The organism is Neobacillus solisequens, assembly GCF_051233465.1.
Lineage (GTDB): Bacteria > Bacillota > Bacilli > Bacillales > Cytobacillaceae > Neobacillus.
In genome coordinates, this window is the sequence record NZ_JBKFGJ010000002.1 from 345,662 (window position 1) to 370,492 (window position 24,831).

A 24,831-nucleotide genomic window follows, 5' to 3' on the forward strand; every position below is an offset into this window, starting at 1 on the left:
TTTTCATCATTCTATTATACAAAAAAACCTACTGATTACCGCATAATATGATCAGGAACTTTCACTTACACTAAAAATTGACTTTCGTTTTAACTATGATTAAATAAAAGAAAAGGTCGTGAAAGGAAGATTTTTTTTGAGTAAAAACCTTGTTCGAACCATCACAGTCATTGCCGTTTTCTTTTTCCTTATTTGGCTCGTCGGACTTGGCTGGGCGGTGGGGGATTATTATGCTGTAAAACCCGAAAAGATCGAGAAGACAGTGGATGAAACCATGAAAGTTGAAAATCAAAAAGGACTAACAGTTGTGGCCTTAGGGGATTCCTTGACGAGAGGAACGGGTGATGAAACAGGTAAGGGCTATGTAGGGGATGTAGTGGATGAAATAAAAGAAAAAACAAAACGAGCAGTCCAACTTACCAATCTTGGCATAAACGGTCAAAGATCCGATCAGCTTCGTGAGCAGATACAGCAGACTGAAGTGGGCCGGCAAATAGCAAAAGCAAATGTAATTTTAGTCACCATTGGTGGAAATGATTTATTTAGGGGAGGACAAGGTCTCGAAGATTTTCAGACTGGAGAGATTGCCGCCATAGAGAAAAAATACCTTGAAAATCTAAGGATTATTTTTGAGGAAATCCGGAAACACAACCAGAACGCTAATGTTTTTTTTATTGGCTTGTATAATCCTTTTATCGAACTCGACCAAGGGAAGGAAACCTCAAAAGTCATTAGACATTGGAATTATGATAGTGCTGAGGTAAGTGCAACATTTCCCAAGATTATCTTTGTCCCGACATTTGATTTATTTGAGCTGAAGGTTAATGATTATCTATATTCTGATAAGTTTCATCCAAATGCCAAAGGGTACCGCTTGATTGCGGAACGTGTGGCTTCATTGCTTACTTGGTGAGGAGAAAAAGTCCATGGAGAAAAAAATTACGTTATCAGTGAGAGACTTAAAGAAAACGATTGGCCGAAAGGAAATTATCAAGGGGCTCACCTTTGATTTGCGTGAAGGTGAGGTATTTGGCTTCCTTGGACCAAACGGAGCCGGTAAAACCACCACGATTCGGATGCTTGTAGGTCTTATTAAACCAAGTTCTGGAAAAATTGAGCTATGCGGTTATAATATTGATCACCACTTCCGGGAAGCGATGCAGAATCTTGGCTGTATCGTAGAAAATCCAGAATTGTATCCTTATCTATCAGGCTTTAACAACTTGCTGCATTTTGCCAGAATGCTTGATGGGGTTGGGGATGAACGGATTAAAGAAGTAACAGAACTTGTAGGTTTAACAGAAAGGATTCATGATAAAGTTAAAACCTATTCATTAGGAATGCGCCAGCGTCTAGGGATTGCACAAGCCTTATTAGGTAATCCCAAAATATTAATATTAGATGAACCGACTAATGGACTCGATCCAGCAGGCATCCGCGAAATGCGAGAATTTATTCGTTTTCTTGCTGAGAAAGAGGGTCTTAGTGTCCTTGTTTCGAGTCACCTATTAAGTGAAATTCAGCTTTTATGTGACAGGGTAGCTATCATGACTAGAGGAACCATCATCACTATTGATACAGTACAACACTTATTAGAAAATCGTGAACGAATGGTTTGGCGTTTGCAGCCTTTAGAAAAAGGGAAAGAAATATTAGAGAAGTGGACTGCTATTGAGGTGAAGGATGATGACACCATTTGGACCGAGTTTGATGAGCAAAAAACTCCGGAGTGGAACAGGCGGCTTGTAAATGAGGGTGTTTCCGTTTTGGAAATGAATCGTAGAATGCCAGTCTTGGAAGATTTATTCCTGGAGTTAACCGGGGGTGAGACCATTGACTAAACTGGTACAAAATGAAATGATGAAGGTTATTGCCAAAAAGCGACTAGTCGTGATTGCTCTGATTATCGGAGTTTTAGTTGTTTTATTTACGTATGCACAATATAAGCAAACCGAGACACAGCGTGAAAAATTGGGAACCAGTGATTGGAGGACGATTTTACAGCAGCAAATTGTTGATACCACGAACAGACTCAGCAGCAGCCGGATCTCCGATGAATGGAAAAAACAATTGCAAATTAGCTTGCAGCAGCAACAATATTATCTCGATCATGATATCAATCCCACTGAACCCGGAGCACCAACCTTTATTCGAATTTTTCTTGAAAATTCAATTGATTTATTTATTCCATTGATGGTCATGGTGATTGCCAGCGATTTGGTTTCCTCAGAGCATAGTGTTGGTACTGTGAAGCTTTTATTAACTAGGCCGGTTCGAAGGTGGAAGGTCCTTTTAAGTAAATACATAACGTTATGTCTAGCGGTCTCATTAATTATAGCCATAGCTGGCATTCTTTCTTATTTGATTTCAGGAGTAGTTTTTGGCTACAAAGGTTGGGGTACCCCAATATTAACAGGATTTAATGTTACCGATTCAGGATTAAATACTTCTGAAGTTAAACTGTTAAGTCTTTGGAAGTATTTATTAATGGATTTTGGACTTGTTTGGTTTGTTGCCATCGTCGTCGGAACGTTATCCTTTATGCTTTCTGTGCTAATACGCAGCACCGCTGCAGGTATGGGGGTCATGTTAGCCGCTTTAATATCAGGAGCGATCCTGAGTAATATGGTTTCTTCATGGAATTCCGCCAAATACTTTTTCATGGTCAACTTACGGTTAACTGATTATATGAGGGGTAACGCGCCTCCTATTGAAGGGATGAATTTATCATTTTCCTTAATGGTATTGCTTATATGGTGGGCAGCAGCCCTATTGGTTTCCTTTATTGTCTTTACAAGAAAAGATGTATATTAAAAAAGCCCCGCTCTGTATCGGAGTGGGGCCGATTCCTTACTGTGGGGGAGATAAGGAATCCTGATTCGGGATGAATCTATCATACAGGGGAGGATTCCCCGTGTAACGCATATTATTCTTTTGCCGTAACTTTAACCGGTTCTCGGTCAACTCCAAAATGTTGTTTGACAATCAAGGATAAACCGCCAAGATTGAATAAATATCGGGCTTCGATTACTTGCTTCATGAATGCACCAATCAATCCTGATAATCGGACTTTTCCTACCAGGCCTACACCTGCCCAATTTCCAAGGGAGGCTACAGAGCCCTTATGATGGTATTCAAATATTTTTAATTCTTCGCCACGAATGGATGCCACAATATTTTTGGCACAAACAGGAGCTTGTTGAAGAGCTACCTGTGCTGTAGGCGGTAAAGCGGAATTTTCATTCTTTCTAAACAACGAACAATCTCCGATACTAAAAATATTGCTCATACCTCTTACTCGAAGATGGGGATCAACTGGGATTTTCCCTTTTTCGATTTGAAGGCCAAATTTTTCAACAATGGAATTCCCTTTTACACCGCATGACCAGATGACAGTGCGTGTAGGAATTTCAATTCCGTTCTCAAGCAATAATTTTTCTGCCGTACATTCCAGTATTTTCTTGGAAGTAATTAATTCGATATGGTTCTTCTCAAAGAAATGGGTTGTGTATTCTACTGACTGTTTAGGGAAAAATGGAATAACTGATGGTGCCGCCTCCACAGCAACGATTTTAATGTCTTTTAATGGGATACCGTGCTGGGTACATAATTTAGGCATTGCATCAATAAATTCACCAACCATTTCGATACCAGTAAAACCTCCGCCTGCCACGACAAAAGTCAATCTTGCTGGGTCGTGATCTTGCTTGTACAATTCAAATTGCTTAAGAATTTGGTGATAGATGGCTTTGGAGCTTCTAAAGCTGCGAATTTCAAAGGCATGTTCTTTAATTCCTGGAATTCCAAAGGTTTCTACTTCAAATCCAAGAGCAACTAGTAAGTAATCATATTCAACAGTTTTACCACTTGCAAGCTTTACTTCCTTATTGTTTATATCTACCAAGGAAACTTCGTCTTGAATGAAATATGTTTTGCGTTGATCAATTAATTGAGGTATGGCAATAGCGATTTGCCGATCAACAGCAGTTGCTACTCCAACTTTATGTAATTGGGTAGTAAGATAATGATATCCGTGCTTATTGATTAAGGTGACCTCAGCCTCATTCGTTTTTAATAATTTCTCTAATCTCTTTGTCGTAATAATTCCTCCGTAGCCGCCGCCCAAGATTACAATTTTTGGTTTATTCATCTTCATTCACTCCTAGACCCTTTAAAAGAATATAAGTTATTTGTGAAATACTTCACTTCTCAGATGAAAAAAAACGAGCAAAAGACTATGTGTATGTGAAAATATTCACATTATTTCTAGCTACAGGATACGATACTTTCATAAATACTTCAATATTATTTCACAAATTTTATGATAAAATGGTAAATTTTTTTAATTACAGTAGGGAATGATAATTTCGAACCGAAATTATGTTTGGAAGGTGTTCGTTATGAAATCAAAAATTTTTCTATTACTGATGGGAATACTCTTTACGGCCCCAGGAATCGGTGGAGCGGTGGGGACGGTACCTAACACCCATGATCATTTTCATGATCAGGAATGTGATTGCGAGGCGGAAGAGGGTTCGCAGCATCATAAAAGGACTAAAGATTGGCAATCGTTTATCGCAGAAAGGGAAAAGCAACTGTTGGGGTATGTGAATCAATTTACCCCAGAAAAAAAAGCAGAATGGACAAAGGTCCTTGAGGAGAAGAAACAGCTGCGAAATAAATGGATGAGTCCAGAGAATGCAGCAAAGCGGGAACAATGGCATAAAGAAAAAATGGAGAAAATGCAAAAACTTCGAAAACAGTTAGAAGAAGGCAAGATTACGAAGCAAGAATTTGTTAAGCAAATTCACGGAGGAAAAGACATGGGCCATTGGAAGTCTTTCCACGAATTAGAAATAGCAGCAGAGAAAAAAGAGACAAAGCAAGCTACAACCCTTCTCAATCAATTGCTAAGGCAGTATGAAGAACATAACAAAAGATTAAAGGAACTTTTAGCTAAATAACAAAAAAATGCCAATCCCATCAGGATCGGCATTTTTTTGGGAAATACTGCCGTAACTAAAAAGTCATTATGAAGGAAATCTTATAAAACGTGAGGAGGTAGAGACATGGATCGGAAAAAAATGATGCTAACGACGGCGGCTTTGGGAGCTGCCTATTTAATGCGGAATGAAAAATCTAGAAAAAAATTAATGAATCAGTTTCAAGGACTTGCTGAAAGAGGCAGAAGATAACACAAAATCCCCTGACCATTCAGGGGATTTTTATTGCAGACCTATTTTTGGGGGTCGGCAGAATCTTTTGCTTCTTTGATGTCTTCGATTATTTCTTCTTTCGTATCTTCCACTATATCCTGTGTTGCATTTTTAAATTCACGTATCGACTTTCCAAATGCACGTCCTATTTCAGGCAGTTTATTTGGTCCAAAAATAACCAATGCAACCACAAAGATAAGGATTAGCCCCGGAACCCCAATATTCGATAACATATAACTCATCTCCAAACAAATACTGGTTCATCAAACATATAATATCTTTTGGCCTATTAGAATGCCAGACTTGTTTCATTGAAAGAGCAGTCAAGCCATTTTATGTTATTTTGAACGAACAACTACATTTACAGTTGCTGTTTTCTGATAAAAGTTTTTAATGGCACGGTCGGTATAAACCCAGCCTTTCCAGCCGATATGAATAGTGTCTTTCATGAAATACGGATCATATTCATGGCTGGAGAAATCGGCTACTTGAAATCCCTCTGCTTGTATTTGTGATTTTACACGATTATAGTAGGATAACCGTCCTTCTTTTGGGAATCCAGTATAATCATACCATTTCCCATTTACCGGGATTGAAATAAACAAGGGTTCTGCTCCCGCATTCTTTAATAAATCCAAGATTAGCTGGAAATCATCATACTCGGGTGAGACGCCGTATGAGGCTCCTTCTTTTGTATCTCTAAGGGAAGGGACCATTTTTTTTATATGATTGTATTGACTGTTTATCACAAAAAAATGATTATTCGTCGATTTCCTCGCACCAATATGGTCAGCTTGAACGGCTAATTGCTTCCATGTTTTTTGTCTAACTTTTGGACTTAATTCTCGGTTCCGCTGAAAACCACCTGCTAAGGAATAATAAAGATCTTTCTTAATCAATAAACTTCGATAAACTTTAGCGATAGGAGTAGCTAACATTGCTTTCCGTTTTGTCCATGGGTCTTTCGTAATTTCAGCTTTATATAACGTTGATAAGATCGGGTCATTTTTAACAGGTGAAAAAGTTAATAACCGTTTAATTGCTTTTTTCTTTAGAGCAGGATTGATTTGCTGATTAAAAGCTAAATCATATCCTTGCAAGGAAGAGTAGTTAGGAACAAAATGCGACTCATCAGTGCCATTCGGCTGGAACCATTGCGGTGATAAGATAAACACCAATTTTTTCCCTTTCAGCTGATTGGTGTGCTCCGAAAAATTCAAAAAGTGGATTAACGATTCAGTTCCACCACGGCCAATTAAAAAGGGAGTAAAACCAGCATGTGTTTCTTTGAAATAATTTGAAGGATGAAACCGGTCCAGTCTTGCTAATTCGGAAGAACCATAAACGGGAAGATACCGTGGATCATCCAGCATTTTTTGCTGAATATACTTCCCTTGGAACATAAATGGATTCAATTCTGTCGCTGCTTCGGCAACACGATTTTTAGGAATGATCATCTCGATCCATTTATTAGGAATAAGGACGATTCCAAGCAATACCACCAATGCAAAAATTAGTGGTGAAAAAATCACTTTTTTCATTGAAAATCAGCCAATTGAATGGCAATTTGATTTGGTGTATTCCAGGTATCTCTATCAAATTCGGTGATAGGGACAATAATTCCAAACCGCTCTTCTAGTTGTACAAGCAGTTCTACAGTACCGAAAGAATCTAGAAGACCAGCTTCAAATAGATCTAGATCAGGATTTTCTTTAACACAGTCATCCTGACATATTTCTGCTAATAAGTTAATCAATTCATTTTTAAATTCCATTTTATTCAAACTCCTTTATGAAATAATTGTCCTGAAAAAATGTAAAAGCCAAAGCAAATTACATGAAATGTTATAACAATGGAAATGATCTTTGTATATCGATTTTGCGGCCACCATTTGTGTTTTTTATTAAATTGCTCAAATGAATTGTACAGGACCATTAAAATGGCGTGATAGACACCATATAAAATATATTGAATTTCTAAACCATGCCATACACCCATTAATAAAAACAATAAAACGTAGCCAAGATTAGAAACAATGTTTCGATTTTTGATCCATTTTTTCTTTGTCATCCAAAAAACAAAGCGCATAAAGACATAATCCCTAAACCAAAAGGACAGGCTAAGGTGCCAACGGTTCCAGAAATCTTTCAAATTCCGGCTGATAAAAGGCCGATTAAAGTTTTCTGGGGACTTAATGCCCATGATATAGCTGACCCCAATCGCAAACGCACTATAACCAGCAAAATCAAAGAACAGATACAGACTATATCCATACATATAATAAAGGTGATTCTCTAAATGGCTATGGGCGATAAAGCGCAAATTAGCAATAAAATAATGATTAATCGAGTAACCAATTATATATTTGTATAAAAACCCGCGAAAAATTTTGTTGATTCCTTCGTAGAGCAATACTTTGTATTGATCACTGGAAATTTCGGCTGTCAGTTCTTTTTCGAAACGACGATATCGATCAATCGGTCCTGAGGAGATTGTCGGGAAAAAGACGATAAAGTAGATAAGCCTCGATAAAGGCAGATCTTTTTTAATTAACCCATCGCGAATCTCCATGACCATTTGCACGCCTTTAAAAGTTAAATATGAGATTCCTAGAAACCCTATCATATTTATCTGTGAAAAATAGGGCAGTAGCTTCGACATAACCAATGGAAGAATCGATAAACCTACTGCGAGATAAAAGGCGTAATTTGCATTGGATTTTGTACGATAAGCCTTGTAGCCGCGAATTAATGCGACTTGCCAAATTGTAAACAGCAAAAGTGCAACGGCCTGTGTGAGTGACGATGAAAATATAATCGCCAGCGCAATAAGGGTAATGACCATATTGTAGGTATGAAACCTTTTTCCCCTTAAACCAAGTATAATCGTAGGCGTCAAAAGAACGGCAAGAATGAAAAAGAATGAAAAAGTACCATAAGGAGTCATTGCATAACCAATTCCCTGATCATTTTTCTATCCAATTTTCCGTTTGGCGTTAATGGAAGGTCTTCTTGATAAAAAAACTTTTTAGGAATCATATAAGCAGGAATCATCTCGCCAAGTTCCTTTTTGATCGCACTGGTTAGCTGATATTCTTTTTCGAAATGATGTTCGCCTGGAACCACTACAGCCATTAAAAATTCGATTTTATCTTTTTGGTAAACTGGGATAACGGCAGCTGATTTTACATAAATAGATTTGGCAATATGATATTCGATCTCCTCCAGCTCCATTCGATACCCGTGAAGTTTAATTTGAAAATCAATCCGGCCTTTATAAAATAGTAACCCAGTTTCATCTTCATAACCGGCATCCCCGGTCCGATAGGCCCTTTGTCCGTCAACATCAAAAAACGCCTTTTTAGTTAATTCAAGCTGACCAAGATACCCTTTGCTCACACCAGGACCGACAATCACTATTTCCCCGGTTTCACCACTTGGAACCTGATTTCCGTGTTCATCTAATAGAATAATGTTTGTATCCATTTTTGACTTCCCAATTGGGAGAGTTTGATAGTTTTTCAGAATTTCTTGTGTAATTTCCAAAGATGTAACCGCGACAGTCGCTTCTGTCGGACCATAGGTATTAAATATTTTTGCATGAGGGAACCGCTCTTTAAGCTGTTGGCAAATGGCAACCGGCAAAATTTCCCCGCAAAATAAAAATACTGACAACTCTGGTAATAGATTGTGATTGAACGAAGGATCCATCAAACACATTTGTACAAACGATGGTGTCGAGGTCCAAACTTGTATATTGGACTGATTAAGGGCCTCGAACAATAATTTCGGCTTTGCAATCATGTCTTTCGTAATGGTAAAAATGGTACCGCCACTGGCAAGCGCAGGGTAGATGTCCATTACGGATAAATCAAAGGAATATGGAGCCTGGTTCAGAAAACGGAGACCTCCTTGAATGGGAAAATCGTTCAACATCCAATCAACGAAGCATTGCAAATTATTGGCAGAGATTTGCACGCCTTTTGGACGACCGGTGCTTCCTGAAGTATAGATTATATAGAAATTCTTATCTCCCTCGATCCTATCCGCTCCTGTTTTTACATGGTTGGAATGGGACATGATTTCTTCCATTTGGACGACTGTAACGTCATGGTCAATTGCTAATTCATTAGTCGTATCAATGATCAATTCTGTTTGGGCACTTTCTACCATTTTTAAAATCCGATCATGTGGGATCGAGATATCAACAGGGATATACGGATGTCCTCCTATTACACTTCCTAAGAAAGAAGCAATCATTGATGCGCCCATATGACCATAGACCAAAATAGGTGAGCTCTTTGTCAATTTTTTCGATTCCAGATAACCGGCAATTTGGTTAGATTGCTGCCATAGCTCCCCGTAGGTCAATTGAGAGTCTGTAGAAATATAAGCCATTTTTTCTGGATGATTCAAGGCAACATATTCAATATTGTCTAGTAGTCTCATAGTTCTGGCATCCCCCTTTAAAAATCGTTGTATATATAGGTACCTGCACTGGCATCATTAAAGCCGTACATGAAAAATAACAATAATAAAATGATTAAATAGTACAAAAATCTTCCGGTCCAATTTACTTTGGGATTCACGAAACATTTTTTTAATTTTTCTAACATGTTGGATAGCCCCCAAGGAATTTATCGATGTAAACGACAGCTTTTCATCATCTAACCCTTATTAATCTTAATTCGGCAACCTGTTTATTGCATTAAAACATAATGAGAAAACCATTAAAATTAAATGGACATTTGATAAAAAATGACCAAGTGATGTACACTTGGTCTCTTCAAAACCTATTCAACTAAAGACGATTGAACATAATGGTATAAAAGTTTGATTGTGTTCTCAAGCGATGTTCGGTGGGTCCGTTCAAACGCGTGCGATGAATCAATTCCCGGTCCAATTAGCCCATGTATAATATCATGTCCGGCACGAATGGCTGCAGAGGCATCTGAGCCGTAAAAGGGATAAAGATCTAGTTTATAACCAATGTTGTTCTCCTCGGCAAGCCTAACCAAATGTTTTCGCAATTCATAATGATAAGGACCACTTGAGTCTTTTGCGCAAATGGAGACGGTATATTCATCCGTGGATTGTCCATCACCGATAGCCCCCATATCCACAGCCAAATACTCCACCGTTTCCGGAGTAATATTGGAATTTCCGCCATAACCTATTTCCTCATTATTTGAAATCAAAAAATGAGTTGTATAGGGGAGAGTCATATTCTCCGTTTTAATCTGTTTCATTAATTGAAGCAGAATAGCAACACTTGCTTTATCATCTAAATGCCGTGACTTTATGAAGCCACTTGGGGTAATTTCAACCCTTGGATCAAACGAAACAAAATCTCCAACCTCTATTCCTAAAGCACGAACTTCTTCAGCATTTTGTACTCTTTCATCAATTCGAATCTCGATATTTTCTTGATTCCGTTCTTTTTTGTCAGCATCTTTATATACATGGACGGAGGTTTGGTGCATTAGAATGGTACCAGTATATTTTTTGCCGTTGTTTGTTTCAATTTGGCAGTATTCACCTTCAATTGAATTATATTTAAATCCGCCAATTAAATCGATTCGTAGCCTGCCGTTCGCTTTGATTTCTTTTACCATTGCTCCCAATGTATCAACATGTGCTGTCAGCATACGATGCCGTGTTTTGTTTGTACCTTCAAAGGTTGCAATAAGACCTCCTTTTCGATTCCGTACAGTTTTAATTTGCAGTTCAGCAAGAAACTTCTCAACAAAAGTAATCACTTCTCGAGTATTACCAGATGGACTAGGGATCGAAACCAAGTCCTTAATTATTTGCATTGTATCCTCTGAATTAGGAAAAGCCATGTATGTACCCCTTTCTGAATGTTTATCCAATTCTTATTATATTGGTTATGAGTTTTTATTTAAACCAACCTTTCTTCATAAACCACCATGACATGCCAATGGCAATGGCTGCCATAATGAAAAGGATGCCAAAATAACCGTATTTCCAGGTTAGTTCAGGCATATATCTAAAATTCATTCCATAGAGTCCTACAATAAATTGAAGCGGCATGAAGATGGTCGTAATGACAGTAAGGACTTTCATTACATGGTTGGTTTGTTCGGAATTGATCGAGATATAGCTATCGCGAATATCGGTGGTCAGCTCTCGGTTTGCCTCAATCATTTCAGTTAATTTTAATAAATGGTCATGAATGTCGGAAAAATAGACCATTTTCCCTTGAATCTCCTGCATTCGTTGGGAATTAAGGATTCTATAGACGAGGTCCCTCATCGGTGTAATTGTATGTCTGAGGGAGAGAAGCTGATGCCTAGTATCAAATAAATCCTCCAATAAGGATTCTGTTGACCTTCCTTTGGAATTCTCATCAATTTCACTTAATCGATCTTCAATTTGATAGATAGGCGGGAAATAATTATCAACCATCTTATCAATCACGTTATATAAAACATGCGCAGGATCCCATTTCTCAATTTGTGACGAATGGCTTAAACGATTCCATGTTTCATTGATTTCAATGGATGGCTTATGATGAAACGTGATGATATATTTGCTGCTAATAAAAAAGTCAATTTCATCTTTTGAAATGGTTTCTTGATTTAATGATTGTGTGACAAAAAACGTATAATTTTCGTAGTAGTCAAGCTTCGGCCTCTGAAGATGGTGAATACAATCTTCAATGGCCAAAGGATGAAAGGAGAGAGGATCCCTCAGCAGATCGGTCTCATCTTCAGTAGGCTGATTAAAATCAATCCAATACCACAAATAATCCCCATTTATTAATGTAGCAACATCCTGATTAACTTCCAATTCATAAGTTTTGGTTACCCCAATGTTTCTGATCATATGAACTCCTTATTTTTTAAAACGTTTGCTAGTCGCAGAATAGATTGATTTCACTATCCATTTATTCTGCGACTTTTTATCCTGATATGTAACATATAGGCTTTGTAGTCCTAGAAAACCTACGACCATCATACCACTAAATACGATGAAAACGGCAAAATATTCAAATGGATTATAGGACTTAAAATGAGACCATTTGATATTGCCCACCAAATCATGAGTAAATAAGTTCATGCTGAAAATACCGCAAATCACTGTATATAAAGTTAAAATGAGAAGCAATAAACTATCCCTCTTTTTACCTGCTTCCTCCTGATATTTAAAAAGGGTAAATTGTATGTCCTTTATATTGGCATATAAATGATCTATACAAAAGCTTTTTCTCAACAGTTCAAACACCTCCTTCGTCGCAAAAGTAGCAGGCGACAAAACATAATAATAGTTTGACATGAAAGCATTGATGAGAAAAAGAATTTGTTTCACTTCTTTCTTGTTCCTCTCCGTATGTATGATGGAATATTGCCCGACAATGTCTATGAATATTTGGTTAAAAAATAAATGAATGAGCAAGGAATAATAAACAGACCCAAAAAATTGTTCTGCTGAACGATTGAATAGATTTCCCTCTTTACAAGAGAAACAAAATATACATTGATTTTCATGCGTCATGTATGTAAACGGCCTACATTGTTCTGGACTTTCTATACTTTCTGATTCAGAAAAGGAGATTAGTGACGCTAAAAAAATATTTTTAAACTGAAGCAAAGAAAGTTCTCCTGTATTTAACAAATTCTCACGAATCAATTGTGGTGCCATCGAGAAAACCGAATCGTTCAACTCTTTTGTCTGTGTCAAAATTGGATTGTTTATTTCTAATCGAACAGTTAAAAAACCAATATGATAAGGACAAAAAATCAAATCGGCTGAAAGGATTTGATATGGAAATGGTGAATTGGCAGGGGAATAACGGTTTAACTTTTTTGAATAGCGAACAAATCCCTTATCTACATGTTGCGGGAAAAGGATTTTATTGGCGTATGGAAGAAAATCAGTTTCCAGGCGTGAATGATTCACAGAAAAATGGCCATAATAGGAAGTTTCCATTTCATGATCATTTAGTGAGAACAGTTGAAATTGTTGGTTTTGGAATACCAAACATAGTGATTGAAGGTCTGCCCTGTCATAGGAAAAGGGTAGAATAATTTGAAATAGCCCTGTTGAAATACGTTTTTGATTCTTCTTCATGTTCGACGGGATCCTTTCACAAGATTCTCTAATCAACATTCCCGAAACAAATTGAACTTAACCAAAAAAAGTCTGATTCATACTATTTAGAATAAAATGCCAATCGTTGTGGGAAATTACTGGGAAAGCAATTTGTGAGAGGTAGACAATATGCCGACAGGGAAAGTGGAATTCATCAAAGATAGTTTGAAAAGTAAATTTCAACATACAGAGGATTTAGTATTCAAGGAGAATTTCACGAATGAAAAATACCTTGAGGTGCTCTATATAAAAACAATTAGTGATGAAACATTATTACATGATAACGTATTGAAGCCGTTTTTTGAAATACAAGGAGTGGAGTCGTTTTTAAACTACTTACAATCTCACCCTAAAGTGAGCCTATATGAAACGGAACAGAAAACCATTGATGAAATTTTAAGAGGGGTCGCCATCCTATTTTATTTGGACTTTGTCTTTTTATATGATTGTAAAATTGATCGAAATAATGCAATCCAGGATACAACGGTTGAAACAACGATTCAAGGTCCACAAGCGGGTTTTAGCGAGAGTCTACCAATAAATCTAGGTTTAATTCGTCAGCGGTACCCTGATACTGCCTTAACAATGGAGTCGACAACCATCGGCAGGATTTCTAGAACAAAGGTGATGATTCTTCATGATCAAAGATTCGCCGATGCGCAAACGTTGGAGAAAATAAGACAATTTGTTAACTCAATCGATATTGATATGTTTCAATCGCCAGAGCAATTACTGGACATTATTAAAAAAAAGAATCGTGCTCTAATCCCCGTTATGCTGATTACGGAACGTCCGGATCGGGTTGCCGTTAACCTGGCAACCGGAAAAATTATTATTATGTTGCAGGGGTCGCCATTCGCTGTTGTACTTCCAACGGTTTTAAAAGATCTGATGTCCTCGATGGAGGATATCTATCAAACCTATTGGATTGCCAAGTTTTTGCAGATATTAAGATATACAGCTTTTAATTTTAGCCTTCTTCTTCCTGGAATTTATGTTGCAGTTACCAGCTATAATCCTGAGTTATTTAGGATGCAATTAGCATTGTCCATTGCCGGCAGCAGAACAGGTGTACCGTATCCATCCTTTATTGAAGTGCTCCTGATGCTTTTTATGGTGGAGCTGTTGACAGAAGCAAGTATCAGACTGCCAAAAGCAATCGGACCTACAGCGACAACTGTTGGTGGTTTAATTCTTGGACAGGCAGCAGCTGAAGCAGGACTGGCTAGCAATATTATTATTGTAATTGTATCCTTTGTTGCCATCTCAAACTTTGTCATTCCCATTAACACGTTTAGTTTTACCATTAGGATTTTGAAGTATTTTATCCTACTCATGGCAACAATCTTTGGGCTAGTAGGTGTAGTTCTAGGATTTTTTATGATTTTGGCTTATTTTGTAAGGCTAGACAGTTTTGGAACACCATTCTTTACGCTCTTACAAAGTAAACCAAATCAGAAATAATACGAACGGGGGGAGGGTCTTGAATCGGTATTTTCTTTACTTAGTCTTCACGAACATGTTGATGAATGTGATTATTTTCGTACCGAAAATCCTTATACAATACCGGTATCATGGCGCTGTGATGGCAATGATCGTTTCATTACCGATTGGTATAACCCTTTGTTATTTATTCAGCTACTCCCTTTCAAAATTTCCAGAACAAGGTCTACCGGAGATCTTGGCAAATGTGAAACATGTGAAAGTGAAGGCAGTAATCATTTGGGTTATACATTTTGCTTGGTTTTCCGCTGGTCTGATGTCTCTCGTTGGTTTTATTGATATGGTTTCAAGGTTTATTAATCCAGAGATGCCGAAATTGATGCTCATATTTATTTATTTAATCGCCGTATTTCTTGTTATAACTCTCTCGACAGAACGGGTAATGTATCTTTTGGAAATGGTTTTATTCCTAAATATACCATTTATAGGGTTTATTATATTTAAAGCTCTATTTAATGAAGCTTTATCTTGGGATTCTATGCTTGAGGTTGGCACACATCTATTTGAAATGCCAAACCTTATAACAATAGGAGCAGCAACCTATGTATTTACTGGTTATATGAATTTAATTATTTTCAATCGAGTCATAAAAGGGAAACTGAAAATATGGAATTTTATCCTCATTTTTTTCTTGGGAATATTAAATTCGATCACTACTTTCTTTATACCAATTGGTTTTCATGGTTCTGATGGCGCCCAAGAATTTCTCTATCCCTGGATTTCAACAGCTGATTCTTTAAGGCTAGTTTATAGCCCAATCGAACGAGTTATTTTTCTATATTTAATGGCTTACATGAGTATCACCATGATTAGTGTTTCCATTCATTGGCATTCCGGTCTGGAATTACTAAAAGGCAGCTTTAAAGTGGTAACTTCTAAAAAGATTGGGGCGATTCTACTAGCCTATGCAGCATGTTCTATTATTGGGGTGCTATATTTAAACACTGTCATGTTAAATAAAATTGTCCAATATTGGATGGTTGCACGTTTAGGACTGGAGTTTGTCATCGTGTTTTGCTTTTTCTTTTGGGCCAGGAGGAAGGTCGCATGAAGAAGGAAATGTATCTACAACATGTTTTTCTAATTCTTTTGATTTCGGTATTGTTAACCGGATGCGGATTTAAAGATATAGATAAACGGTTTTTCGCAGTTAGTGTTGGCGTAGACCCTGCAAAAAATACTTCAAAGAAATACCTAGTCAGTTTAAAATTTGCAGTTCCTAGCGGTTCAAGGGATCAACCCAGTCAAATGGAGATTGTAACCCAAGAAGCAGATTCCATTTCCGAAGCAGTGAGAATTATTAAAACAAAGGTAGACAAAGAAATAGACTTTAGTCATTGCAAAGTAATTTTATTTGGTGAAAAATTGGTTAAAGAGCCGGGGAATGCGGGGTTAAATTATTGGTTTACCCGAAGACGGGACCTGCAAGAAATTGCATGGGTCGCTATTGCTAAACCAACTGCGATGGATGTATTAAAAGTAAAGCCAAAAGACGAACAACTTCCATCCAATGCCATGTTTCTTGCTTTAGGAAGGGATGGTTCAGAAACTCCGTATGTGCTATCAGAATATCTGTTTGATTTTAAATTTCGATTAATTGAAAAAGGCATTGATCCGGTTCTGCCGATCATACAAGCTAAAAAAAATAATTTAGAAATTAATACAGTGGGGTTGTTTAATAAAAGTATCGTAAAACAACGTCTTAACTCGGAAGAAACTAAAATATTGAATTTTATTAGGAATGAAGAAGAAAAGAGTGCTTTATGGGCGCAAAAGGGTAAGGTAAAGTTCATCGTTAACACTGAAAAAGTAAAAACTAAATATCGGATTTATACCCCGAAGGGAAAACGGCCATATATAAAAATGACTATTAATGTGACAGGAAATTTAGAGGAATCGAATCGAAAAATCACGAATTCCCAATTATCAATATATGAAAAGGCATTAGAAAAGCAGCTGAATAAAGATGTTAAACAATTATTAGTTAAAATCCATAAAGCAGGGGTTGACCCAATTGGTTTTGGATTGCGTTATCGGTCAAGGTCGTTTAACGATCAAGATTGGGAACAATGGAAAAGAATTTATCCGCAAATTGAATTTAAGATAAATTCAAAGGTTCAAATTACGGATACAGGGTTAATCGAGTAAAAAGGGCATCCGAATGGATTCGGCTGCCCTTTTACTATTACACAATAGGTGTGGTTTCTTTACTACGCATAGCTTGCGGAATATAGACACAGAATGGTTCACTTTCTAAATAATCTCCGGTTACTGCATATGTTCTAGAGCGGGAACCACCGCAGATTTTATTGTACTCACAAACACCACATTTGCCTTTATAGTTGTCAGGCTGGCGCAGTTCCTGGAAGACTTTAGAATTTCGGTATATATCAGCTAAAGACCGATCGCGAATATTGCCTCCGATAATTGGCAGCAATCCGCTTGGCATGACATCACCAATGTGGGATACAAAGGCAAAACCGTTGCCGTCATTTACCCCTTTTGGTGCACGCTTTAAGCCGTCGTGCATAGAAGCAAAGTCGGTGGTAATGGTATCCTCATAGTGAATTTCACCTTTTTCCACTAAGTGGTCGCGTGTTTTTTGCTGTAATACTACTCTACGATAGTGTTGAGCTGCGGTTGTTTTAATATCATATGGAGCCGTTTTGCTTAAATCATACAGCCAGCGGAACACTTTCTCATGTTCGGCAGGGGTTATACAGGCATCTAACTGTCCTCGTCCTGTTGGAACCAATAAAAATATGTACCACATAACTGCCCCTAGTTCAGCAACTAACTTCGACATTTCTTCAAGGTGGTCATAATTATAGCGGGAAATAACCGTATTAATCTGTAGCGGCATTTCTAATTCATTCAAATACTTAATTTTTTCAAGAGTAAGATCAAATGAGCCTGGGACTCCACGGAAGTGATCGTGAATTTCAGCCGTAGGGGCATCAAGACTAAATCCCCAGCGTGAAAGGCCGACTTCTTTAGCACGCTTCATTTTATCAATCGTTACGTTCGGTGTCGCACTTGGTGTCATGGAGACACGCATTCCTTTTTTGATCGCGTAATCTGCCAATTCGAATAAATCCTCTCGCATCATGCAATCTCCACCGGTGAACACGAGCATGGGGTTATCCATTTCATAAATTTGATCAATTAGGTTAATCCCTTCCTCATGAGATAATTCCCTTGGGTCTGCTGCTAGCTGCGCATCAGCACGGCAATGTACACATTTAAGTTGGCAGGCCCTAGTAACCTCCCAAATCACTATAAAGGGGTTTTGATCATAATCAATTGTTTTACTCATACCATGTGGATGTCCTTTACTAATACCCTGCATAATATCACCAAGCTTCTATAGATATTTTTAAAATGATAGAAATTGTCTCTATAGGTTCATTATAAATTTTCGAATACTGCTTGCATGGAAGGTTTGTTACAATATTTCTACATTCTTCCTCATGAAATAGTTAGATGATATTACAACTATGTTACAAAAATATTACATAATGTCTAGTGAAATCGTGTTAAATCATTTATAAATATAAGTTTTAAAGAATATTAATTTGTTAAAATGTTGGAACCATTTTCAAAGGCAGGGATTGACTTCCATGAAAGCCATATCTTTGGGGATGATTTCAATCGTATTCCTCCTTTATGATGAAAATATAAATGATAAAGGAGTGTTACAATCGATGAAAAAACATCTACTGACAGTAGCAGCAGCTGCCGGCATCATGTTTACTGCATTTGGAGGTTCTGTGAGTGCGGCTGAAAATACGTATACAGTCCAATCAGGAGACACCCTTTGGAAAATCTCGCAAGCTAATAATGTATCTATTTCAGATATAAAAACATGGAATAACCTCACAAGTGATACGATCTATGTAAATCAAAAACTCACATTAGTAGCTCCACAAGTCATTAAAACTTACACTGTTCAAAGCGGTGATACCCTTTGGTTGATCAGTTCTCAAAATAATATGACTGTGAGCCAATTAAAAACAATTAACAATTTAACTTCAGATACCATTTATGTTGGACAAGTTTTAAAATTAAGTGCTGATTCAACGCCGGCACCGACACCAGCGCCAGCACCAGCACCAGCGCCAGTACCAGCGCCGACACCAACCGTTTCAAAGGCACAGATGGTGATGGATGAGGCGAAAAAATATATTGGAACTCCGTACCTATGGGGCGGGAATACACCAGCAGGCTTTGACTGCAGCGGTTTTACCAGCTATGTATTTAATAAAGTAGGAATCACCATACCTAGAACAACTTCTTCTCAATATACCAATTTAAAAATAGTGTCTACTCCAAATCCTGGTGATTTAGTATTTTTTGAAACCTATGCACCAGGGCCATCTCATGTGGGTATCTATCTTGGGAATAACAAATTTATCCAAGCAGGAACATCCACAGGTGTCACCATCAGTGACATAACCACTACTTACTGGAAGTCACGCTATTTAGGTGCCAGAACAGCATTTTAATGGTAAACACACGTCAATCCTGGCGTGTGTTTTTGTATATATTAAACATTTTCACTAAGGTAAAATTAGACAAAAAAAATACCCGACTTTGAGCCGGGCAGCAACAGAAAAATCTATGTTAAAGGGGGCGGAGGTTGTAGGTTCTCTCCTGAACCATGCTTTTATATTAAAGGATAAATATGAACAAACTATGAAGGAACAATTAATAGATTAAGAAAAATAGGGACAAGGCTATTACGATATTTTTTTCATTTTTATAAAAGTAATTGAATCCCACGAAAACCAGATACTCATAAAAATACTAACAACACCCGTCATTAGCATGATTTCTCCAACTGTCTTCATCCTCTCAGGCGAAATGTCCTCGCCGAAAACGAGCCCTAAAATAATGGACGAGAAAATAGAACCTAAGTAACGGCAAGTCTGGAACAAGCCGGAGGTTGTCCCAATAATGGATTTTGGACTCTCTTTTAGCATGGATACCTGCAGCACAACATTGCCAATTCCGTAACTCATACCCATTATGGATAAAATGATTCCAATCATAAAATAGGAACCACCTACAAATCCAAAGATAAAGGCAAAAGCTCCAATCACTGATAAAAGCGCTCCAACAAAGATCGGCTGATTAACCCCTTTTTTATCCGCCCATTTTCCCGCTACAGTCGAAATAATGATACTCACTCCTGACATAAACAGCATTAACATTCCGCTTTTCTCCACACTTAAACCTAAAACCTCCTGGAAATAACTAGGCAAACCAAAAAACAAACAATAGAAATATATATTTAATGAGATAAATTGAAGATAAACAAGTGATAACTTTCGGTGAGTTTTAAAGATCCGCACATTTATAAAAGGTTCACTTACTCGTAATTCCCACCAAATAAACAAGATAAAAAAGAGAATTCCCACAATTCCTGATCCATAATGAACCTGCGTTTCAAATGATAATAAAAACCATAAAAAGAGCGCTAACCCCGCGGCGAAAAGACCAATACCTATAAAATCTAGGTGAGCCCATAATTTTTTTATGGTTTCTTTATCCTTTTTAACATCCTTTGGAAACATAAACCAACCTAAAATAAAGCTGATTACGACAAAGGGGAAATTCGCCCAGAAAATAGCCTGCCAATTACCCCAGACTATTAAAAATCCACCGATGGTTGGCCCCAATGCCACCATTGCTGAGGCAAAAATAGATAAAACTGCCAGAGCAGAGGCTTGTCGCTCTTTAATATTGTCGCGAATTAATGCCATGCCAGATGGATAAATGGCGCTGCTGCCGATGGATTGAATCAGACGCATGAAAATCAACATCAAAAATGTCCCTGAAAGCGGGGCACCAACAGCTGAGAGTGCCACCAGAACGAGCCCGAATAAGAATGTTTTTTTACGACCAAATATGTCGCCGATTTTCCCAGTAACCGGCTTGTGCCACCGCACTTGCCAAATAAAAAGAAGAAATCAGCCAGGAAACGGTCGCGAAAGAAAGATGGAAATCTCTTTGAATGCTATGTAAAGCGAGAGAAATCATGGAGGAGTTTAACGGATTTAACATCGTACCTGATGCCACACCGGTAATAAAAAGTGCGCGTGATTTTTTCAATGAATTCATTCCCCTAAAAATCGTATATCCTCATTGTTTCCTTAAGCAGGAAAACTAGTAATTATTTTTCGGCTTTTTAGGAGAAACCATACCTGATTAACATTAAGATTGAAACGATTCTAGGAATAGCCCTCCTGACCATATAAATAAGTTAGAAACTTTGTGCCTAAGAGAGAGAGAAGGAGGGACTACGATGGAGGTAATTGGGAAAAGTGTTATACGCAAAGAAGCCTTGGATAAGGTCACCGGCAGGGCAAAGTATACAAACGATTATCAGTCTGTTCCCATGTTGTCAGCCAAAATGGTGATCAGCCCATATGGACATGCAAAAATTATCAAAATTGATACAACTGAGGCAAGAAAGGTTCCCGGGATAAGGGCAATCCTTGCTGGTAAACAGTATCCCTTAACTGGAGAAGCAATCCGAGACCGGCCTCCCATCGCTGTTGATAAAGTCCGATATCACGGGGAACCCGTTGCCGTGGTCGTGGCGGATACACCTTCACAGGCTAAAACCGCTGCTGATCTCATACAAGTACAATATGAAATACTCCCGGTGGTGAACTCACCTACCCAAGCATTTCAACAAGGGGCACCACTTGTCCATGAACGTCTTGGAGAGTACCAAAAGGAAAAGGATTCTTACCCAGTGCCTGGCACCAATATTGCAACTCATATCAAAATTCGCAAAGGGGACATGGAAAGGGGCTGGGCGGAAAGTGAAACGGTTGTTGAGGCCAGTTTTTCATTCCATCCCTCTGATCATGCAGCCATGGAGACCAGATGTGCGACAGCTGAAATTTCGCCTGATGGAAATATCATCATTATGACCTCCTCACAAGCCCCTTTTATGGTTAAACAATTAATCTCAGAGTATTTTGGGGAAGACATGGGGAAAGTGATTGTCCATACCCCACTGGTAGGAGGTGCATACGGGGGAAAGGCTTCGGTCCAATTGGAAGTTTTGGCCTACTTAGCTTCAAAGGAAGTGGGGGGTGCCCCAGTTACGCTTTTAAATACCAGGGAGGAAGATATACTTACTTCGCCATGTCATATCGGTCTGGATGCTACGTTTAAGATTGGTGCAGATCGAAATGGTTACATTAAAGCGATGAATATTCAATATTTATGGGACGGCGGTGCCTATTCTGATAAAGCCATTGACGTAACAAGGTCTGGAGCAGTCGATTGTACAGGTCCATATAAAGTCGATAATCTATGGTGCGATTCCTATTGTATGTATACGAATCATCCATATCCAGCACCATTCAGGGGGTTTAGTCATTCTGAAATCTCCTTTGTAATCGAACGAATGATGGATCTTCTTGCGCAAAAATTAAACATGGATCCTCTTGAGCTACGTTTCCGAAATGCTATTTTACCAGGTGATACAACCCCCACCCGAGTAAAATTGAACAGGAGTAATCTGGGCGATTTACGAATGTGTATTGAAAAAGTGCGTGATTTAATGGAGTGGGAAAAGGGTCAGGTGTATGAGATCAATGAGCGTTATGTAAGGGTGAAGGGAGTCAGCTGCAGCTGGAAGACCTCAACGATTGACCCAAACGCGCCATCTGGTGTGATATTAACGTTCAATCGTGATGGTAGCATCAATTTAATGTCCGGCGTAATTGAGATTGGGACCGGGACCAAAACGGTACTTGCGCAAATTCTTGCGGAAAGGCTGAAGATGGATATTAATGAAATTCATGTTCGAATGGAGGTTGACACCCAAACAACACCCGAGCATTGGAAAACAGTTGCGAGTAGGGGAACTTATATGGCGGGCAGGGCTTTACTCGAAGCAGCAGAAGATGTGATTCGTCAGCTTAAAGAAGTAGCTGCCTGTGTTATGAGAGTCCCTAAAGATGACTTAGAGATTGCGAATAGTCGTGTCTACTTGAGAGATGACCCCTCAAAAGGGTTGCATTTTAAGGAGATAGGATATGGATACCAATTCCCAAATGGGAACTCCATCGGTGGGCAAGTCATTGGGCGCGGTCATTATATTTTAAGGCAACTAACCCATCTGGATCCGGAAACGGGAGAGGGGAAGCCAGGACCGGAATGGACCCCTGCGGCTTATGGAGTTGAAATTGAATTTGATCGAATAAATTATACCTACCGTTTGCTAAAAGCTTGTACGGTACTCGATATTGGAAAAGTAATGAATGAAAAAGCGGCATTGGGACAAGTCATGGGTGCGATGAGCATGGGTCTGGCTTTTGCCGGGAGGGAAACCTTCTATTTTGATGAGTTGGGGAGGATTTTAAATCCTCAGCTAAGAACGTATCGGCCATTAAGATACGGTGAAAACCCTGAATATATAGTTGGCTTTGTAGAAACACCCCAGCAGGATTCTCCTTATGGTTCTCGAGGAGCTGGTGAACATGGTCTTTTGGGAATGCCGGGTGCCCTTGCAAATGCTTTGTCAATTGCGGCTGGAGTATCTCTGCATAATCTGCCGCTAACCCCAGAACTTATCTGGAAGACAAAGGAGGGAATTCGTTAATGCTTCCCTTTAATTTTGACTATTATCGTCCCAAAACCTTGACGGAGGCAGTTGAATTATTTCAATACTTTCAGCATCAAGGAAAGCACCCCTATTTTTTTTCAGGAGGAACTGAGCTGATTACATTAGGTAGAATTGACCTCTCCTATGCAGATGTAGTGATTGATATAAAGGAAATCGCCGAATGCAAGGTAATGGGGTATGACGGAAATTATTTAGTGCTAGGAAGTACATTAACATTAACACAGATTGAGGAAGGTAATTATTATCCGTTATTATCCAAAACATCTAGTGAAATTGCTGATCATACTGCCCGCGGAAAAATAACTCTAGGTGGAAATATCTGCGGGCAAATCTTTTATCGGGAAGCTGTATTGCCCTTTTTGTTGGCGGATAGTCAAATGGTTATTGTTGGTCCTGAAGGGGTAAAAGTGGAGTATATCAATGCCATCTTTCAGCAAACCCTTCAATTAAAGGGTGGAGAAGTATTAACCCAAATTGCTACTGAGAAAAAATACATTGATGCACCGTTTATTTCCATCAAACGCAGACAGCAATGGGAAACCGGGTATCCCTTAATCACGCTTGCAGCTCTTAAAATAGATGGTGAAATACGACTGGCCTTCAGCGGACTGTGTCCGTTCCCATTCCGGTCTAGTGAGGTTGAGGGAATTCTAAACCAAACTGATGTACCAGCTGAAACGAGAATTATGAGAGCAATGGAATTTTTACCACAGCCAATATTACACGATATCGAGGGTTCAGACAAATACCGGTTATTCGTGTTAAAGAATTTATTACATGAACTCCTGGAAACCTTTAATAGTTATTAAGTTTTGTAGTGATGAAATAGGGAGGGGAGAACGTGAAAATTCATACAAGTATACTGCACGTAAATGGGGAGGAACGACAGGTAACCATTCAATCTTCTGACACCTTGTTATATATTTTAAGAAGCCAACTAGGTTTGACCGGGGCCAAACCGGGGTGTTTAAATGGCGACTGCGGTGCATGTTCTATTAACATTGATGGTTGGCCCATGAAGTCATGTCTAATGTTGGCTGTGGAAGCGGTAGGGACAGATATAACGACGGTTGAAGGATTAAATAATGCACCCATCCAACAGGCATTTATTGAAAACTTCGCTTTTCAATGCGGTTATTGCACACCTGGTTTTATTATGAATTGCCATGCACTAATTAAACAGCATCCGGATGCAGACGATGAAACTATAAAAAAATGGTTACAATCAAATATTTGTCGCTGTACCGGTTATGCTGAAATAGAAAAGGCCATTAAATCTGTTCTAAGAAACGTACAGGAAACGTCCGGCTAAAAGCGGATGTTTTTTATCTGAGAAGGCTGCCTATAA

23 protein-coding genes and 1 pseudogene are annotated in these 24,831 nt (G+C 38.4%); 12 read left to right on the forward strand and 12 right to left on the reverse strand.

Going from position 1 to position 24,831, the window contains the following annotated elements:
• Positions 1-136: 136 nt before the first annotated feature.
• Genes ACI3K6_RS02160 through ACI3K6_RS02170 form a run of 3 tightly spaced genes read left to right on the forward strand, consistent with a single transcriptional unit; the run spans position 137 to position 2,814 of the window.
• Entirely contained in the window at positions 137-913 is a 777-nt protein-coding gene (locus ACI3K6_RS02160; RefSeq protein WP_435553510.1) for an SGNH/GDSL hydrolase family protein, read from the forward strand.
• Positions 914-926: 13 nt separating this feature from the next.
• The gene (locus tag ACI3K6_RS02165; protein ID WP_435553511.1) at positions 927-1,841 is read left to right on the forward strand and encodes an ABC transporter ATP-binding protein; all 915 of its coding nucleotides are present in this window, start codon (positions 927-929) and stop codon (positions 1,839-1,841) included.
• On the forward strand, positions 1,834-2,814 hold the full coding sequence (locus ACI3K6_RS02170) for an ABC transporter permease subunit (protein WP_435553512.1): 981 nt from the start codon (positions 1,834-1,836) through the stop codon (positions 2,812-2,814). The genes ACI3K6_RS02165 and ACI3K6_RS02170 overlap by 8 nt, the downstream gene beginning before the upstream one ends.
• 112 nt (positions 2,815-2,926) lie before the next feature.
• Here ACI3K6_RS02170 and ACI3K6_RS02175 read toward each other — a convergent pair whose 3' ends face one another.
• Positions 2,927-4,150 carry an NAD(P)/FAD-dependent oxidoreductase gene (locus ACI3K6_RS02175; RefSeq protein WP_435553513.1) on the reverse strand — a complete coding sequence of 408 codons (1,224 nt, stop codon included), beginning with the start codon at positions 4,148-4,150 and terminating at the stop codon, positions 2,927-2,929.
• Positions 4,151-4,400: 250 nt separating this feature from the next.
• Between ACI3K6_RS02175 and ACI3K6_RS02180 the strand changes: the two genes are divergently transcribed.
• Positions 4,401-4,964: a hypothetical protein gene (locus tag ACI3K6_RS02180; protein ID WP_435553514.1), complete on the forward strand. Its 564-nt coding sequence runs from the start codon at positions 4,401-4,403 to the stop codon at positions 4,962-4,964.
• Positions 4,965-5,069: 105 nt separating this feature from the next.
• The gene (locus tag ACI3K6_RS02185) at positions 5,070-5,195 is read left to right on the forward strand and encodes a hypothetical protein (protein WP_435553515.1); all 126 of its coding nucleotides are present in this window, start codon (positions 5,070-5,072) and stop codon (positions 5,193-5,195) included.
• A 41-nt stretch (positions 5,196-5,236) separates the two neighbouring features.
• Here the strand turns inward: ACI3K6_RS02185 and ACI3K6_RS02190 are convergent, their stop codons facing one another.
• The 9 genes from ACI3K6_RS02190 to ACI3K6_RS02230 form a co-directional block, all read right to left on the reverse strand.
• Positions 5,237-5,449 (reverse strand): twin-arginine translocase TatA/TatE family subunit, encoded by a 213-nt coding sequence (locus ACI3K6_RS02190; RefSeq protein WP_435553516.1) that lies wholly within the window; start codon positions 5,447-5,449, stop codon positions 5,237-5,239.
• 105 nt (positions 5,450-5,554) lie between these two features.
• Entirely contained in the window at positions 5,555-6,757 is a 1,203-nt protein-coding gene (gene dltD, locus ACI3K6_RS02195; protein WP_435553517.1) for a D-alanyl-lipoteichoic acid biosynthesis protein DltD, read from the reverse strand.
• Positions 6,754-6,990, reverse strand: a complete 237-nt coding sequence (dltC, locus tag ACI3K6_RS02200; RefSeq protein WP_335474887.1) for a D-alanine--poly(phosphoribitol) ligase subunit 2 — start codon at positions 6,988-6,990, stop codon at positions 6,754-6,756. Before dltC ends, dltD begins: the two co-directional genes overlap by 4 nt.
• A 5-nt stretch (positions 6,991-6,995) precedes the next feature.
• The gene (gene dltB / locus ACI3K6_RS02205) at positions 6,996-8,162 is read right to left on the reverse strand and encodes a D-alanyl-lipoteichoic acid biosynthesis protein DltB (RefSeq protein ID WP_435553518.1); all 1,167 of its coding nucleotides are present in this window, start codon (positions 8,160-8,162) and stop codon (positions 6,996-6,998) included.
• The gene (gene dltA / locus ACI3K6_RS02210) at positions 8,159-9,664 is read right to left on the reverse strand and encodes a D-alanine--poly(phosphoribitol) ligase subunit DltA (protein WP_435553519.1); all 1,506 of its coding nucleotides are present in this window, start codon (positions 9,662-9,664) and stop codon (positions 8,159-8,161) included. Before dltA ends, dltB begins: the two co-directional genes overlap by 4 nt.
• A gap of 17 nt (positions 9,665-9,681) precedes the next feature.
• Entirely contained in the window at positions 9,682-9,831 is a 150-nt protein-coding gene (dltX, locus tag ACI3K6_RS02215; RefSeq protein ID WP_335474865.1) for a teichoic acid D-Ala incorporation-associated protein DltX, read from the reverse strand.
• Positions 9,832-10,008: 177 nt separating this feature from the next.
• Positions 10,009-11,058, reverse strand: a complete 1,050-nt coding sequence (locus ACI3K6_RS02220; protein WP_435553520.1) for a M42 family metallopeptidase — start codon at positions 11,056-11,058, stop codon at positions 10,009-10,011.
• Between the two features lie 55 nt (positions 11,059-11,113).
• Complete coding sequence (gene corA, locus ACI3K6_RS02225; RefSeq protein ID WP_335474861.1) at positions 11,114-12,064, reverse strand: magnesium/cobalt transporter CorA; 951 nt, start codon at positions 12,062-12,064, stop codon at positions 11,114-11,116.
• A 9-nt stretch (positions 12,065-12,073) separates the two neighbouring features.
• Positions 12,074-13,309, reverse strand: coding sequence for a hypothetical protein (locus ACI3K6_RS02230; protein ID WP_435553521.1), 1,236 nt, complete (start codon positions 13,307-13,309; stop codon positions 12,074-12,076).
• A 150-nt stretch (positions 13,310-13,459) separates the two neighbouring features.
• On the opposite strand from ACI3K6_RS02230, the gene ACI3K6_RS02235 reads away from it, so the two are divergent.
• From ACI3K6_RS02235 to ACI3K6_RS02245, 3 genes are read left to right on the forward strand one after another with little or no spacing between them, the layout of a single operon-like run.
• On the forward strand, positions 13,460-14,794 hold the full coding sequence (locus tag ACI3K6_RS02235) for a spore germination protein (protein ID WP_335474857.1): 1,335 nt from the start codon (positions 13,460-13,462) through the stop codon (positions 14,792-14,794).
• Between the two features lie 19 nt (positions 14,795-14,813).
• Positions 14,814-15,884: a GerAB/ArcD/ProY family transporter gene (locus tag ACI3K6_RS02240; RefSeq protein ID WP_335474855.1), complete on the forward strand. Its 1,071-nt coding sequence runs from the start codon at positions 14,814-14,816 to the stop codon at positions 15,882-15,884.
• Positions 15,881-16,981 carry a Ger(x)C family spore germination protein gene (locus ACI3K6_RS02245; RefSeq protein ID WP_435553522.1) on the forward strand — a complete coding sequence of 367 codons (1,101 nt, stop codon included), beginning with the start codon at positions 15,881-15,883 and terminating at the stop codon, positions 16,979-16,981. The genes ACI3K6_RS02240 and ACI3K6_RS02245 overlap by 4 nt, the downstream gene beginning before the upstream one ends.
• A gap of 37 nt (positions 16,982-17,018) precedes the next feature.
• Here ACI3K6_RS02245 and ACI3K6_RS02250 read toward each other — a convergent pair whose 3' ends face one another.
• Positions 17,019-18,149: a TIGR04053 family radical SAM/SPASM domain-containing protein gene (locus ACI3K6_RS02250; RefSeq protein ID WP_435553523.1), complete on the reverse strand. Its 1,131-nt coding sequence runs from the start codon at positions 18,147-18,149 to the stop codon at positions 17,019-17,021.
• A gap of 304 nt (positions 18,150-18,453) precedes the next feature.
• Between ACI3K6_RS02250 and ACI3K6_RS02255 the strand changes: the two genes are divergently transcribed.
• Positions 18,454-19,338: a C40 family peptidase gene (locus ACI3K6_RS02255; protein WP_435553524.1), complete on the forward strand. Its 885-nt coding sequence runs from the start codon at positions 18,454-18,456 to the stop codon at positions 19,336-19,338.
• Between the two features lie 234 nt (positions 19,339-19,572).
• On the opposite strand, the pseudogene ACI3K6_RS02260 reads toward ACI3K6_RS02255, so the two are convergent.
• Positions 19,573-20,956 (reverse strand): annotated as a pseudogene (locus ACI3K6_RS02260) (MFS transporter).
• A 184-nt stretch (positions 20,957-21,140) separates the two neighbouring features.
• On the opposite strand from ACI3K6_RS02260, the gene ACI3K6_RS02265 reads away from it, so the two are divergent.
• Genes ACI3K6_RS02265 through ACI3K6_RS02275 form a run of 3 tightly spaced genes read left to right on the forward strand, consistent with a single transcriptional unit; the run spans position 21,141 to position 24,795 of the window.
• Positions 21,141-23,459 (forward strand): xanthine dehydrogenase family protein molybdopterin-binding subunit, encoded by a 2,319-nt coding sequence (locus tag ACI3K6_RS02265; RefSeq protein WP_435553525.1) that lies wholly within the window; start codon positions 21,141-21,143, stop codon positions 23,457-23,459.
• Positions 23,459-24,292, forward strand: a complete 834-nt coding sequence (locus ACI3K6_RS02270) for an FAD binding domain-containing protein (protein ID WP_435553526.1) — start codon at positions 23,459-23,461, stop codon at positions 24,290-24,292. Before ACI3K6_RS02265 ends, ACI3K6_RS02270 begins: the two co-directional genes overlap by 1 nt.
• Before the next feature lie 32 nt (positions 24,293-24,324).
• Positions 24,325-24,795 (forward strand): (2Fe-2S)-binding protein, encoded by a 471-nt coding sequence (locus tag ACI3K6_RS02275; RefSeq protein WP_435553527.1) that lies wholly within the window; start codon positions 24,325-24,327, stop codon positions 24,793-24,795.
• Positions 24,796-24,831 lie beyond the last annotated feature (36 nt).